Origin of the sequence: Stenotrophomonas sp. Br8, from assembly GCF_014763005.1 — a bacterium.
In the GTDB taxonomy this organism is placed as follows: domain Bacteria; phylum Pseudomonadota; class Gammaproteobacteria; order Xanthomonadales; family Xanthomonadaceae; genus Stenotrophomonas; species Stenotrophomonas lactitubi.
The window spans coordinates 119,102-132,713 of sequence record NZ_JACGTN010000003.1 but is presented as its reverse complement, the minus strand read 5'-3'; the positions used below and the strand labels follow the sequence as shown (position 1 = coordinate 132,713).

Annotated in this window: 8 protein-coding genes; 3 read left to right on the top strand and 5 right to left on the bottom strand. The window is 66.3% G+C overall.

All coding sequences use genetic code 11. The features are described 5' to 3' along the window. The first annotated feature begins 44 nt into the window (after positions 1-44). Positions 45-524: a hypothetical protein gene (locus H3005_RS01925; RefSeq protein WP_100551838.1), complete on the top strand. Its 480-nt coding sequence runs from the start codon at positions 45-47 to the stop codon at positions 522-524. A gap of 112 nt (positions 525-636) precedes the next feature. Here the strand turns inward: H3005_RS01925 and H3005_RS01920 are convergent, their stop codons facing one another. The 3 genes from H3005_RS01920 to H3005_RS01910 form a co-directional block, all read right to left on the bottom strand. Continuing rightward, entirely contained in the window at positions 637-1,881 is a 1,245-nt protein-coding gene (locus H3005_RS01920) for a DUF819 family protein (protein WP_100551837.1), read from the bottom strand. A gap of 141 nt (positions 1,882-2,022) precedes the next feature. After that, entirely contained in the window at positions 2,023-4,101 is a 2,079-nt protein-coding gene (locus H3005_RS01915; protein ID WP_100551836.1) for a S9 family peptidase, read from the bottom strand. A gap of 234 nt (positions 4,102-4,335) precedes the next feature. Further along, positions 4,336-6,300, bottom strand: coding sequence for an oligopeptide transporter, OPT family (locus H3005_RS01910; protein WP_089239520.1), 1,965 nt, complete (start codon positions 6,298-6,300; stop codon positions 4,336-4,338). Positions 6,301-6,500: 200 nt separating this feature from the next. On the opposite strand from H3005_RS01910, the gene H3005_RS01905 reads away from it, so the two are divergent. Both H3005_RS01905 and H3005_RS01900 read left to right on the top strand, forming a co-directional pair. Next, positions 6,501-7,649, top strand: coding sequence for a heparan-alpha-glucosaminide N-acetyltransferase domain-containing protein (locus tag H3005_RS01905; protein ID WP_100551835.1), 1,149 nt, complete (start codon positions 6,501-6,503; stop codon positions 7,647-7,649). A 72-nt stretch (positions 7,650-7,721) separates the two neighbouring features. Continuing rightward, the gene (locus H3005_RS01900) at positions 7,722-9,476 is read left to right on the top strand and encodes an oligopeptide:H+ symporter (RefSeq protein ID WP_100551834.1); all 1,755 of its coding nucleotides are present in this window, start codon (positions 7,722-7,724) and stop codon (positions 9,474-9,476) included. 55 nt (positions 9,477-9,531) lie between these two features. Here H3005_RS01900 and H3005_RS01895 read toward each other — a convergent pair whose 3' ends face one another. Beyond that, on the bottom strand, positions 9,532-11,517 hold the full coding sequence (locus H3005_RS01895; RefSeq protein ID WP_191077496.1) for a prolyl oligopeptidase family serine peptidase: 1,986 nt from the start codon (positions 11,515-11,517) through the stop codon (positions 9,532-9,534). Positions 11,518-11,583: 66 nt separating this feature from the next. Next, positions 11,584-13,569 (bottom strand): S9 family peptidase, encoded by a 1,986-nt coding sequence (locus H3005_RS01890; protein WP_191077495.1) that lies wholly within the window; start codon positions 13,567-13,569, stop codon positions 11,584-11,586. Positions 13,570-13,612: the final 43 nt, after the last annotated feature.

The window sequence follows — 13,612 nt, the reverse complement described above, 5'->3', positions numbered from 1 at the left end:
CCCTGCCCCGCCCGTGCCTGCATGGGCGGGGCTGCCTGACCCGCATGACTGATACCACGCCCGAACCGAACGTTACCCGCGTCGGCGACATCGCCTTCGCCGATGCCCAGCGCCTGCTCGCTGCACATGAGCTGCGGCTGCACCACGTTGCGGCCGGCGAACCGATCCCGGGCAGTTACTGGGGCGAGCCCGAGGCCGGCATCATCGCCAGCGACGTGTACGTGCGCGATGACACGCCGGTGCACTCGATGCTGCACGAGGCCTGCCACCTGATCGTGCTGCCGCCGGAGCGGCGCGCGCAGGTGCATACCGACGCCACCGATTCGGTACCCGAAGAAGACGCCACCTGCTACCTGCAGATCGTGCTGGCCGGGCACCTGCCTGGCGTCGGCAGCGAGCGGCTGATGGCCGACATGGATGCGTGGGGCTACACGTATCGCTTGGGGTCGACGAAGGCGTGGTTCGAGCAGGATGCCGAAGACGCCAGAGCGTGGCTGATCGAACGCGGGTTGCTGCAGGCGTAAAGCATCCACGCATGGCGTGGATCTACTGTAGAGCCGAGCCCATGCTCGGCTGCTCTTCGCCGTTGCCTGCACAAATGCACAAGCAGCCGAGCATGGGCTCGGCTCTACAGGATCAACCCTGCCCTGCCAGCGCGCGCAGGGTGATGCCGACCACATACGCCAGATAGGTGCCGGTGGCATACCCCATCGTGCCCAGCAGCACGCCCACCGGTGCCAGCGCCGGATGGAACGCAGCGGCCACCACCGGCGCTGAGGCCGGGCCGCCGATGTTCGACTGCGAGCCGATGGCGAAGTAGAAGAACGGCACCTTCAGCAGCCTGCCCAGGCACCACAGCAGCGCGATGTGCACGCTGATCCAGATGATGCCGAGCAGGAACAGCCACGGGCGATCCAGCAGCGCCAGCAGATCCATCTGCATGCCGATGCAGGCGATCAGGAAATACAGCAGCAGCGAGCCCAGTCGTGAGGCGCCCGCACCCTCCAGGTTGCGAGCCCGGGTAAAGCTCAGCCCCAGGCCGAGCGTGGTCGACAGCACCACCACCCACACGAACGGCGCATCCAGGCTGAACTGCGATGCCCAGCTGACATTGACCTTGAACCACGCCGCCAGCGGCGCGCCGATGGCGTGGGCAAGACCGACGCCACCGAAGGCCACGGCCACGATCAGCATCAGGTCGGTCAGGCTGGGGATGCGCTCGTGTTCGGCCTGGAAGCGGGTGATGCGCTCTTTCAGCTCATCAATTGCCGACGTGTCGGCTCCACTGCGTGCATCGATCTTCGCCGCGCGCCCGGCGAGGAAGATCAGCGCCGCCATCCACACGTAGCCAACCCCCACATCGACCACCGCGAACTGGCCGAAGGTGGTCGCGTTGACGTCGAACACTTCGCGCATGGCCAGCATGTTGGCACCACCGCCGATCCAGCTGCCGGCCAGTGCGGCCATGCCGGCCCAGGTATCGCCGGCGACGGTATCGGGATGGATCGCACGCATCACCAGGAACGCCACCACCGCACCCAGCATGATGCTGGCCGAGGCACCCAGGTACATCAGCACCAGTTTCGGCCCCAGCCGCAGGATGCCCTTGATGTCCACCGCCAGGGTCAACAGGATCAGCGCCGCCGGCAGCAGGATGTCACGCGCGACCGGGTTGTACAGTTTGGTGTTCTGCCCGTCGATCAGGCCGAATGTGTTGTAGATGCCCGGCAGCAGGTAACACAGCAGCAGCGCCGGCACGAAGGTATAGAAGCGCTTCCACAGGCCCTGCTCGCGCGAAGCGGTCCAGAACACGGCGCCAAGAGTGGCGGCGATCAAACCGAAGACGACGATGTCGTTCTGGATCAGGGCAGTCGAAGGCATGCAGGCGCTCTTGTAGAGCCGAGCCGCGCTCGGCTGCTGTTGGCGGAAGCTCAGGAAGGTGTGCCGACCAACGGTCGGCACCCACCGGTGAAGCAGATGGCGAAACAAAAGCGCCGCCCCGAAGGGCGGCACCGGTATCGCTTATTCGCCGATGTGCTGCTTCAGCCAGGCGTTGACGGTGTCATGCCACAGGATGCTGTTGTTCGGCTTCAGCACCCAGTGGTTTTCATCCGGGAAGTACAGGAACTTCGACTCGATGCCCTGGCGCTGGGCAGCGGTGAACGCGGCCAGGCCCTGCTCGACCGGAATGCGGAAGTCCTGCTGGCCGTGGATCACCAGGATCGGCTTCTTCCAGTCAGCCACGTGGTTGACCGGATTGAACTTCTCGTAGTTCGCCGCCTTCTGGTACGGGGTACCGCCCTGCTCCCATTCGGTGAACCACAGTTCTTCGGTGGCGTAACCCATCATGCGCTGGTCGAACACGCCGTCATGGTTGACCAGGCACTTGAACGGGCTGTTCCAGTTGCCGGCGATCCAGTTGACCATGAAGCCGCCGTAGCTGGCGCCCAGTGCACAGGCCTTGTCACCGTTGAGGAAATCGTACTTCTTCAGCGCCGCGCTCCAGCCCTTCTGCAGGTCTTCCAGCGGACGGTCACCCCAGTGCTGGCTGATCGCATCGGTGAAGGCCTGGCCGTAACCGGTGGAGCCATGGAAGTCGATCATCACCACCGCGTAGCCCTGGCCCGCATAGGTCTGCGGGTTCCAGCGGTAGCTCCAGCCATTGCCGAAGCTGCCCTGCGGGCCGCCATGGATCAGGAACGCGACCGGGTAGGACTTGCCTTCCTGGTAGTTGTGCGGCTTGACCACATAGCCATGGACGGTGTCGTTGTTCCAGCCCTTGAACTCGAACTGCTCGTAGTCGCCGAACGACACGTCCTTCAGCACCTCGCCAGCGGCGGGGGTCAGCGCGCGCAGCGCACCGATCGGCTCGCCAGCGGCCGGCAGCAGGCCGACCAGCACCTGGTCGTTGCTCTTCAGGCTGTTGCGGGTGATCGCCACGCTGTTGCCGGCCACGTCGACAGCGGTGACGCTGCCGTCGCCGATCAGCTTGGTGGCCTTGCCGCTGGCCACATCGATCTGGAACAGCGGGTGTTCGCCGAGGTCATCGGCAGTGGTGTAGATGCTGGTGCCGTCGGCGGACAGGGCGATGCCACCAGCCGAACGGTCCCACTGCGGAGCGATCTCGCGGGTCTTGCCGCTGGCCAGGTCCATCGCCATCAGGCCGAAGCGATCGGCCTCGAAGCCCGGGCGCTTCATCGCGCGGTAGAACAGGGTCTTGCCGTCGGCGCTGAACACCGGGCCGGCATCCCAGGCCGGGTTGGAGGCGGTCAGGTTGACCGGCGCCTGCTTGCCGGCGGCATCGAAGCGGTACAGGTCGAAGTTGGTCGACCACGACTCCTGCTTGCCGGCCACGCGGATGCTGGCGACCACGCTGCTGCCATCCGGCGACCACGCGAAATCATCATTGCCACCGAACGGCTTGGACGGAGCGTCACCATCGATGGTCGCGCTCAGCGCCGAAGCGCCCTTGACCGCACCGGCCTTGGCCGCCGGCAGCGGGGCGACGAACAAGGTGTTGCGACGGCCGTCGTTCCAGGTATCCCAGTGGCGCACGAACAGCGAATCGAAGACCTTGCCGCTGGCCTTGGCGCCGGCCACGTCCTTCAGCTTCTTTTCGGTGCAGGCCAGGTCCGAGGCACAGGCCTGGAACACGCCGGCGCTGAACAGCACGCGGTCGTCCTGCGGCGACACGTGGTAGCTGTCCACGTCCACCGGGAAATCGGTCAGCTGGTGCGGAGCACCGCCAGTGATCGGCAGCGAGTACAGCTGCTGGCTGCCGTTCTTGGCGCTCAGGAAGTACACGGTCTGGCCATTGGCCGACAACGAGGCCGAGTTGACGTTCCAGCCGGCCGGGGTGATCTGCTTCGGCGGTGCCGCATCGCGGGTGCGCAGGTTACGCGCGAACAGGGCGGTGCTGGCCTTGAGGTTGGCATCGGTGCTGCGCTTGGCGAACACCACGGTGCCGCCGTCAGCGGTCAGTACCGGCGCGGAGACGCGGTCCATGGCCACCATGTCGCGGATTTCCAGGCCACGGGCAGCGGCGACGCTGGGCAGGGCAGCCAGCAGGCTCAGTGGCAGCAGGGCATGACGCAGTTTCATCGGGGTCTCCGCAGGACGGCAAAAAACCGATGGTAGGCCTGCGCGGCCGGGCCTGCCAAGGCCATCGGTCATGGCCCGGGCTGAGCTGCCGCCAGAAAAAGCAAACCGCGCCGAAGCGCGGTTTGTCGGAGGTCGGGGTCGGATCCGATTCCGCAGGAATCGGCTCTGACCCCAAACGCTGCCAGCATGGGGTCAGAGCCCTTCCCTGCGGGAAGGGATCCGACCCCGTGGGCGTCATGCCACGGCGCGCTTGCCGGTGCGGTAGATCAGCCAGCCGACCAGGAACAGCACGGCAAGGCCGATCCACTGCGCGGCCGGCAGGTGGAACGGCACGGCGAGCACGTCGGCGCGGCTGCTGACCACGATCGGCACGGCGATGGCGATACCCATCAGCGCCTCACCGGTGATCAGGCCGGCAGCGAACAGCACGCCCGGCTTGTGCACGCGGTCGCGGCCCTCTTCGTCATCGGCGCGCACCTTGTGGAAGCGCTCGACCAGGTAGGAGATCAGGCCACCGAGGAAGATCGGCACCATCAGTTCCAGCGGCAGGTAGATGCCGATCGCCGCGGCCAGCACCGGCACGCGGAAACGCGAGTTGCGCGACTTCAGCCAGCTGTCGAACGCGATGATGGCGGCACCGACCACGGCACCGATGCCGATGAAGGTCCACGGCAGCTCGCCGCCGAACAGGCCCTTGGCCACCGACGCCATCAGGTTCGCCTGCGGTGCGGCCAGCGCATTCGGATGCAGCTCCGACTTGACGCCGATGCCGTAGGCGGTGGCCAGCAGGTTCAGCACCGGGGCCATGATCAGCGCGCACGAGAACGCGCCGATGCCCAGCATCAGCTGCTGCTTCCACGGGGTGGCACCGACGATGTAGCCGGCCTTGAGGTCCTGCAGGTTGTCGCCACCCACGGCGGCGGCACAGCACACCACCGCGCCGATCATGATCGCGGCCACCGCGCCCAGCGGCGCACCGAAGGCACCGACCGGCTGCAGGCCATCCTTGCCCAGCAGCAGCACCAGCACCGCCGAAGCGAACAGGATGGTGGAGATGGTGATGCCCGAGACCGGATTGTTGGACGAGCCGATCAGACCGGCCAGGTAGGCCGATACCGAAACGAACAGGAAGCCGGCGACGATCATGATGAGGGTCATCGGGATCGATACGTGCCACTGGCCGACGATGGCCTGGTACAGCGCCAGCAGCGGCAGGGTGAACACCACCAGGGCCACCAGCATCCACTTCATCGGCAGGTCGCGCTCGGTGTGCGCCAGTACCGGGCCACCGCTCTTGCGCGCGGCCGCAAAGCCGCTCTTGACGCCGTTGAGCAGCGACTTGCGCAGCGAGATCAGGGTCCAGATGCCACCGATCAGCATCGCGCCGACGCCCAGGTAACGCATCTTCGCGCCCCAGATGGCGAACGCCGCTTCGGTGGACGAGGCGGTGGCGATCGAGGCGGCCAGCGCCGGATCGGTGTTCATGAAGAACGCCTGGTAGATCGGAATGGCGATGTGCCAGGTCAGGATCGAGCCGGACACCACCACGATGCCGACGTTGAGGCCGACGATGTAGCCCACGCCCAGCAGCGCCGGCGACAGGTTGGTACCGATGAACGCGGTGATCTTGGAACTGCCGACATAGGCCGAGGTGGCCCAGGCATCGGGGATCAGGCGCATGCCGCTTTCCGCGGCCAGCTTCACGAAGGCACCGATCACTGCCGACAGGCCGAGGATCTTCAGGCCCGGGCCGGGGTTTTCACCGGCCTTGAGCACTTCGGCCGCCGCCTTGCCTTCCGGGAACGGAAGCGGGTCTTCGACGATCATCGAACGCCGCAGCGGCACCGAGAACAGCACGCCCAGCAGGCCACCGAGACCGGCGATGCCCAGCACCCACCAGTACTTGAAGTCCGGCCAGTAGCCCATGATCACCAGCGCGGGGATGGTGAAGATCACACCGGCGGCGATCGACGAACCGGCCGAAGCGCCGGTCTGCACGATGTTGTTCTCAAGGATGGAACCGCCACCCAGCAGGCGCAGCACGCCCATGGAAATGACCGCGGCGGGAATCGCGGTGGCGATGGTCAGGCCTGCGAACAGACCGAGATAGGCGTTTGCGGCCGACAGCACCACCGCCAGCACGATGGCAAGGACCACCGCGCGGAAAGTGAGCTGCTTGGGCGCAGCGTCATGGTTCATGAAAGCCCCTGCTGGCAAAAAATCCCTTGCACGCTAGCGTTCAGGGGCCAGCAAGTCCAGCGTGCCAAAGGATGGGGGCCGAGCACGGAACAGACACAGACCCGCAGCGGCACGGCCAGCGAACCGATGCGGCAAAGCCCGAGTGGGCATGCCGCAAACGCTATGTTATAACTTTCCGCCGCCCCATACGCCCCCACCGCATGCCCTCCTCTGCCTCCCCCCGGCTGGCCTCCATCGACCAGCTGCGCGGCACCGTGATGCTGCTGATGCTGCTCGACCACGTCCGCGAGACGTTCTTCCTGCAGTACCAGGTGAGCGACCCGATGGACGCGGCGACCGTGTCCCCTGCCCTGTTCGCCTGCCGCCTGCTGGCGCACCTGTGCGCACCGGTGTTCGTGCTGCTGACCGGCCTGTCGGCGTGGCTGTATGGTCAACGCCAGGCCGACCCGCGCCGCGCCATCGCCGCCTTCCTGCTCAAGCGCGGCCTGTTCCTCGTGGTGCTGGAACTGACCCTGGTCAACTTCGCCTGGACCTTCCAGTTCCCGCCGGACACGGTGTACCTGCAGGTGATCTGGGCGATCGGCCTGAGCATGATCGCGCTGGCTGGCCTGCTGTGGCTGCCGCGGCCGGTGCTGGCGATGCTGGCGGTGGCGCTGGTGGTTGGCCACAACCTGCTGGATGGCGTACGCGTGCAGGGCGACGGCGCCCTGGCGGTGCTGTGGAAGGTGCTGCACCAGCGTGACTGGATCGAGGCGGGGCCGTTGAGCCTGCGTACCTCCTACCCGGTGCTGCCGTGGATCGGGGTGATCGCGCTGGGCTACCTGATGGCGCCGTGGTTCGCTGCCAGCAGCGACCCGGAACAGCGCCGACAGCGATTGCTGTGGGCCGGGCTGGGCGCGCTGGCCGCCTTCGCCCTGCTGCGCTTCGCCAACGACTATGGCGACGCGCCCTGGCAGTACCAGCAGACCACGCTGCGCACGTGGATGAGCGTGTTCAACATCACCAAGTACCCGCCCTCGCTGCAGTTCCTGCTGCTGACCCTTGGCGCGGGCCTGCTGCTGTTGCGGCTGTATGAGTGGCCGCCGCTGGCGCGTGCGCTGCGGCCGCTGGCCGATATCGGTGCAGCGCCGATGTTCTTCTACCTGCTGCACCTGTACGTGCTGAAGCTGCTGTACCTGGCCGCGCTGAAGGCCTGGGGCCCGACCCACGGTTGCCTGTATGCACTGGACTCGGTGGCCGGCCTGCTGCTGGTGGCCTGCGCGCTGGCGGTGGTGCTGTATCCACCAACGCGGGCGTTCGCGCGGTTCAAGGCACGGCGACGCGACCTGGCCTGGTTGCGGTATCTGTAGGCCATGTACCGGGGCGGCCATCCACGCATGGCGTGGATCTACTGAAAGCGGGCGCGGGCCTATAATTCCGCGATGAATTCCACTGCTATCGCTTCCGACGACTTCCTGGGTCACCCCAAGGGCGTCTACGTCTGCTTCTTCACCGAAATGTGGGAGCGCTTCTCCTTCTACGGCATGAAGGCGCTGCTGCTGCTGTATCTCACCAAATACCACCTGTTCGGCGACAAGGCCGGGTTGGACCTGCTCGGTGCCTACGGCGGCCTGGTGTACTGCATCCCGGTGTTCGGCGGCATGCTGGCCGACCGCTGGCTGGGCATGCGCCGGGCGGTGCTGTTCGGCGGCATCCTGCTGGTGCTCGGCCACCTCGGCATGGCCTTCGAGGGCCACGCGGCGTACCGGGTCAATGGTGAAGTGGTGCGCGACACCTCGGCACTGGCCGTGACCTACCTGTCGCTGGCGCTGATCATCATGGGCGTCGGCTTCCTCAAGCCGAACATCTCCACCATCGTCGGCAAGCTCTACCCACAGGACGATCCGCGCCGCGATTCGGGCTTCTCGCTGTTCTACGCCGGCATCAACCTGGGCGCCCTGTTCTCCTCGCTGGTGTGCGGTTTCCTCGGCGAGGTCTACGGCTGGAAGTATGGTTTCGGTGCGGCCGGCATCGGCATGATCGCCGGCCTGGCGATGTTCCTGTGGGGCCAGAAGTACCTGCAGGGCCACGCCGAACCGCCGCAGCCGGCCACGTTGAAGCAGAAGGTGCTGGGCCTGCCGCGCGAATGGCTGATCTACCTGTGCGCGGTGATCGGCGTGCTGCCGGTGGCCTGGCTGATGTGGGCGGCCGGCAACGGTGCCTTCGCGCTTGGCGGTGAAATCAGCCTGGCGCTGATGCTGATGCTGGTGGTGCTGGGCGGCGTGCTGGTCTGGTTCGCGTGGTTCACCGGCACGAAGTGCACGCCGGTGCAGCGCCAGCAGATGATCGCGCTGATGGTGCTGATCTTCATGGCGCTGGTGTTCTTCACGATGTACGAGCAGTCGTACGGCTCGTGGGTGACCTTTACTGATCGCCTGCTGACCAAGGACATCGTGCCGGCGCTGGTGATCCGCGAAGGCTCGCCGCTGCCGTGGTCGATCGTGTCGCTGCTGCTGGCGCCGCTGGGCTTCGTGGTCAGCGCGCGCTTGTCCGAACGCCGTCCTGGTTCGGCCGCGCCGCGTACGTTCTTCATCGGCATCGTTGCGCTGATGCTGGTGCTGCTGGTGCGTGACTGCCTGGTGATTCCGCAGACCGCCGGTTCGCTGACCTATCTGGGCGGCCTGTTCCTGGTGTTGCTGGCGCCAGCCTTCGCTGCGCTGTGGACGTGGATGGACCGCCGCGGCTGGGAACCGGGCAAGCCGGTGAAATCAGCCTGGGGCCTGGTGATCGGCGCGCTGTCGTTCGTGCCGCTGGCGCTGGCCGCGCAGCACGTCGGCGCCACCGGCGAGATGGCCAGCGTGTGGTGGCTGGTACTGGCCTACTTCCTGCTGGCCAGCGGCGAGATGTGCCTGTCGCCGGTCGGCCTGTCGGCGGTGACCCAGCTGGCCGTACCGCGGGTGATGAGCCTGATGATGGGCACCTGGTTCCTCGCCACGGCCTTCTCGGAAACACTGGCTGCCCTGTTCGGCAAACTGGCGGCGATTGACGTGCCCGAAGGCGAAACACTGGACATGGCCGCTGCCGCCGGCGCCTATGCGCACCTGTTCTGGCTGCTTATGTGGATCGGTCTGGGCTGCGCGTTGCTGGCCTTCATCGCCGCGCCGCTGTTGAAGCGGATGATGCACGGGGTGAAGTAACGCCCATTGGCGGGTCGCTGCGACGGCAACCATCGCGGTTGCCGCCGCATCTGTTTCAGGGTGCCTTGGCTTTGCTCGGAGCCGTCGCGGCTGCTGCCGTACCACCGCCCAGGCTGCGCGACAGGAAGGCAAGCAACCGGGTGTAGTAATCGCGCTGGTTGGCTTCGCTGTACAGCCCATGCCCCTCGCGTGGGTAGTACACCGCTTCCACCGGTACGCCGGCCTGCTTCAACGCGGCCTCCATGCGCTCGGTGTGCTGCACGGGCGCGCGAAGGTCTTCACGACCAGCGGCCAGCAGCACCGGCACCTTGATGCGTGCCGCCAGGTTGACCGGCGACACGGCATCCAGTGTCGCCGGGTCGCCCAGCCACTGCTGCAGGTAGGTCACGCCCGAAGCACGATCCTGGATATCGCCACGCTTGAACATCAACGGCAGGTCGTACACGCCGACATAGCCTGCCGCGCACCGGTACAGCCCGGGCTCGCGCACGACACCCATCATCGCCGAGTACGCACCGTAGCTGGCGCCGTAGATGCAGATGCGTCCGCCGTCGGCGATGCCTTGGGTGATCGCCCAACGCGTGGCGTCGGTCACATCGTCCTGCATCGCGCGGCCCCATTGCTGGGCAGCGGCCTGTGTATGCGCCCGGCCGTAATTGCCCGAGCCACGGAAGTTGACCTGCAGCACCGCGTAACCGGCGTCGGCCAGCAACTGATTCTCGCGCTCGAAACCACCGTCATCGAACACACCGATCGGGCCACCGTGCGGGACCACCACCATCGGCAAATTGTGCCCATCACTGTCCTTGGGCAGGGTTAGGAAGCCGTGCAGCGGCAGGCTATCCCGCGCAGCCAGGGTAACCGGGCGCACGCTGGCACCGCTCTCGCGATCGAACCAGCGATGGCGGCTGGTGAGAAAAGCGGCGTTGCGGGTGGCGGTGGTGTACAGGAAATAATCGCCGGGATTGGTCGCCGAGCTCACCTTCACCAGCAGGCGAGCGTTGTCGCGGGTGCCGGAGAGCAGGCTCACCGCCTGCCCTGGAAACGCCTTTTCAAGCTTGCGCTGGATGCTGGCGGTCGGCGACTGCTCATCGAAGAAGGCCGTACGCGTAACAGCGCCGACGAACTGGATGCCCACCGGCACGCGTGTGCCGGGCTGGTAGACCACGCGGGTAGGGTCAACGGTATCGTCCTGCAGCAGCGTGCGCCGCTCTCCGCTGACCGGGTCCCAGCTGACCACCGCGTCCGGGCCGCGGGCCTGCTCCACCACCAGGTAGGCCAGGCGGTTGTCGGCGGAAAAGCCGATCGGGCGTTCGATGCGGTGACTGTTGCCTTCGTCGTTGACCAGCGCCCAACGATCGCGCCCTTCGCGGTAGTAGAGCTTGTTGACATTGTCGGCAGCGGCACCGTGGGCGAAGCGCAGTTCACCTTGATTGTCGGTGGTGAACGTCGCGCGCTGCACCGGTGAACGCGAAACGGGGATGCGGCGCCCGGTGATGACGTCCATCCTTTCCAGGCGCGTATTGGTGTCGTTGGCGAATGGCCACAGCGAGATCAATACATTGCGTTCGTCGGCAGGCAGCGGATCGGCCAGGAATGCAGCCACCTGCTCGGCCACCCGCCCGGTCACGAAGCCGGGCTCGTCCGGGCGCGCACGGTAACCGACCAGAAGATCACCGCGTTTGCCATTGGCGTCGATGGCATACAGTTCGCCCGTCGGCCGCGGTTGGTCCAGCGGACCCCATTTTTCGGCCAGACCGATCAGCAGGCGGGTATCACTCACCCAGTCGACCTCGGCTGCATGATTGTTGCGTGGCGGCCGGAAATTGCCGACCAGCTCCATCGTGTCGGTACGCAGCACCGCCACGGCAGTTGCGCCGTCCAGCGGCAAGGTCATGGCCAGGTACTCGCCGGTGGGCGAGAGCTGGATGTCATTGAACTCCGCACGACGTACATAGCCGTCCAGCGAAACCTCCGCGGCATCCACCCCACCCGCGCCGCAGATGGCCATCAATGCGGCCAGCACCCTTGCATGCTTCATGACGTTCTCCTTGAAGCCGGGCATCCCCTGCCCGGCATCGGGTCCGCAGGACGCGGCTGGTCTGCCTCACGGCGCCTTGTCAGCACCTGCGGTCGCGCTGGCGGCTTCGCCGCCCAGGCTGCGCGACAGGAAGGCAAGCAACCGGGTGTAGTAGTCACGCCGGTTGGCCGGACTGTAGAAACCGTGCCCCTCGGCCTTGTAGTACAGCGCTTCCACCGGCGTGCCGGCCTGCTTCAGCGCCGCCTCCATGCGTTGGGTATGCACCACCGGTGCGCGTTGATCTTCCCTTCCTGCCGCCAGCAGCACCGGCACGCGGATCTGTGCGGCGAGGTTGACCGGTGATTGCTCCACCAGCTCCTTCGGGCGGCCGACCCATTCGCGCAGATAGGTCAATCCGGATGCATCATCCTGGATGTCACCGCGGGCGTACATCAACGGCAGGTCATAGACACCGACATAGCCGGCAGCGCAGCGATACAGGCCGGGCTCGCGCACCGGTCCCATCATCGCCGCATAGGCGCCATAGCTGCCGCCGTAGATGCAGATGCGGCTCTTGTCGGCGATGCCTTCAGCGATGGCCCAGCGCGTGGCATCGGTGACATCGTCCTGCATCGCCCGTCCCCACTGCAGCTTCGCGGCCTGGGCGTGCGCACGCCCATAGTTGGCCGAACCACGGTAGTTGACCTGGAGCACGGCATAGCCGGCAGCAGCCAGCATCTGCGCATCCACGTCGTACGTTCCGTCGTCGAAGATCCCGATCGGCCCACCATGTGGCATCACCACCATGGGCAGGCCGGTGGCCGGCTGGCCTGCCGGCAGGGTGAGGAAGCCATGCAGCGCCAACCCGTCACGCGCCTTCAGGCTGACCGGTTGGACGACGGCGCTCTGCGCCGGATCGATCCAGTCACTGCGGCTGATGAGGTGGCGCGCCTTCTTGTCGATGGTGTCGTACAGATAGAAGTCGCCCGGGTTGCGCGCGGAGTGCGATTCCACCAGCACCGTGCGGCCATCGCGGGTACTGGAGGTGATGTACACGGGGCCGCCCAGCCCTGCCTCGAGACTGCGGTACAGGCGCGCTTCGGCCGAGGCTTCGTCGAAGAAGCGCGTCCGTGGCACGTCGCCAAGGAACTCGGCTCCCACCGGCACGCGGGTTCCCGGCCGGAAGATGATCCGATGCGGATCGACCACCTCATCGCGCAGTACCACCCGACGCTCGTTGCTCTGCGGGTCCCAACTGACGATTGCATCGGGTCCCTCGGCCTGCTCGGTCTGCAGATAGGCCAGGCGGCCATCAGCAGAGAAGCCGATAGCCGCCTCGATGCGTCGGCTGAGCGCCTCATCGTTCAGCAGCACCCACTCGCTGCTGGCACCTGCGCGGTAATAGAGCTTCTTGTTCGTCTCGTCGGTGCCGGAACCGTAGGCAAAGCGCACCTCACCCTGGGCATCGGTAGTGAATTCCGCCTGTGCGATCGGCGCCCGCGCCACGGCATTGCGGCGACCGGTGTTCACGTCCATCCGCTCCAACTGGGTGAAGGCGTTGGCCGTGAACGGTGTTACCGCAACCAGTACGTTGCGGTCGTCATCCTTCAATTCGTCGGTGAGGAACGCTGCCACCATGCCGGCCGGCTTGACCTTGATGTTGGTGCCCAGGCCGGTTTCAGCCGTGCGGTAGCCGACCAGCAGTTCACCGCCCTTGCCATCGGCGTTGATACCGAACAGTTCGCCGGTGAGCGCGGGGCGATCAAGCACGCCGAACTTCTGCGCCATTCCCACCAGCAGACGGTCATTGCTGACCCAATCAAAGGTGTGGGCATGGTTGTTGCGGGGCGGCCGGAAGGTGCCGACCATCTTCATGTCGGCGATCCTGTAGATCGCCAGCGCAGTGCCCGCCTCGATCGGGACCGTGGCAGCCACGTACTCGCCCCCGGGCGAAATCCTGATGTCGGTAAACGCTTCCTGCCGGAGATAGCGGTCCAGATCGACCTCGCCGGCCCCCGCCGTCGCCCCTCCCACGACCGTGCACAGCAGCACGGCAAGCACAGTCCTGCGCATCCTTCCCCCTTGGAGACGGACCCCTTGTCCGCAGGCCGATTCT

Coding starts and splice junctions, on each gene's coding strand:
- H3005_RS01925 (WP_100551838.1), top strand. CDS start 45: ATGACTGATACCACGCCCGAACCGAACGTTACCCGCGTCGGCGACATC.
- H3005_RS01920 (WP_100551837.1), bottom strand. CDS start 1,881: ATGCCTTCGACTGCCCTGATCCAGAACGACATCGTCGTCTTCGGTTTG.
- H3005_RS01915 (WP_100551836.1), bottom strand. CDS start 4,101: ATGAAACTGCGTCATGCCCTGCTGCCACTGAGCCTGCTGGCTGCCCTG.
- H3005_RS01910 (WP_089239520.1), bottom strand. CDS start 6,300: ATGAACCATGACGCTGCGCCCAAGCAGCTCACTTTCCGCGCGGTGGTC.
- H3005_RS01905 (WP_100551835.1), top strand. CDS start 6,501: ATGCCCTCCTCTGCCTCCCCCCGGCTGGCCTCCATCGACCAGCTGCGC.
- H3005_RS01900 (WP_100551834.1), top strand. CDS start 7,722: ATGAATTCCACTGCTATCGCTTCCGACGACTTCCTGGGTCACCCCAAG.
- H3005_RS01895 (WP_191077496.1), bottom strand. CDS start 11,517: ATGAAGCATGCAAGGGTGCTGGCCGCATTGATGGCCATCTGCGGCGCG.
- H3005_RS01890 (WP_191077495.1), bottom strand. CDS start 13,569: ATGCGCAGGACTGTGCTTGCCGTGCTGCTGTGCACGGTCGTGGGAGGG.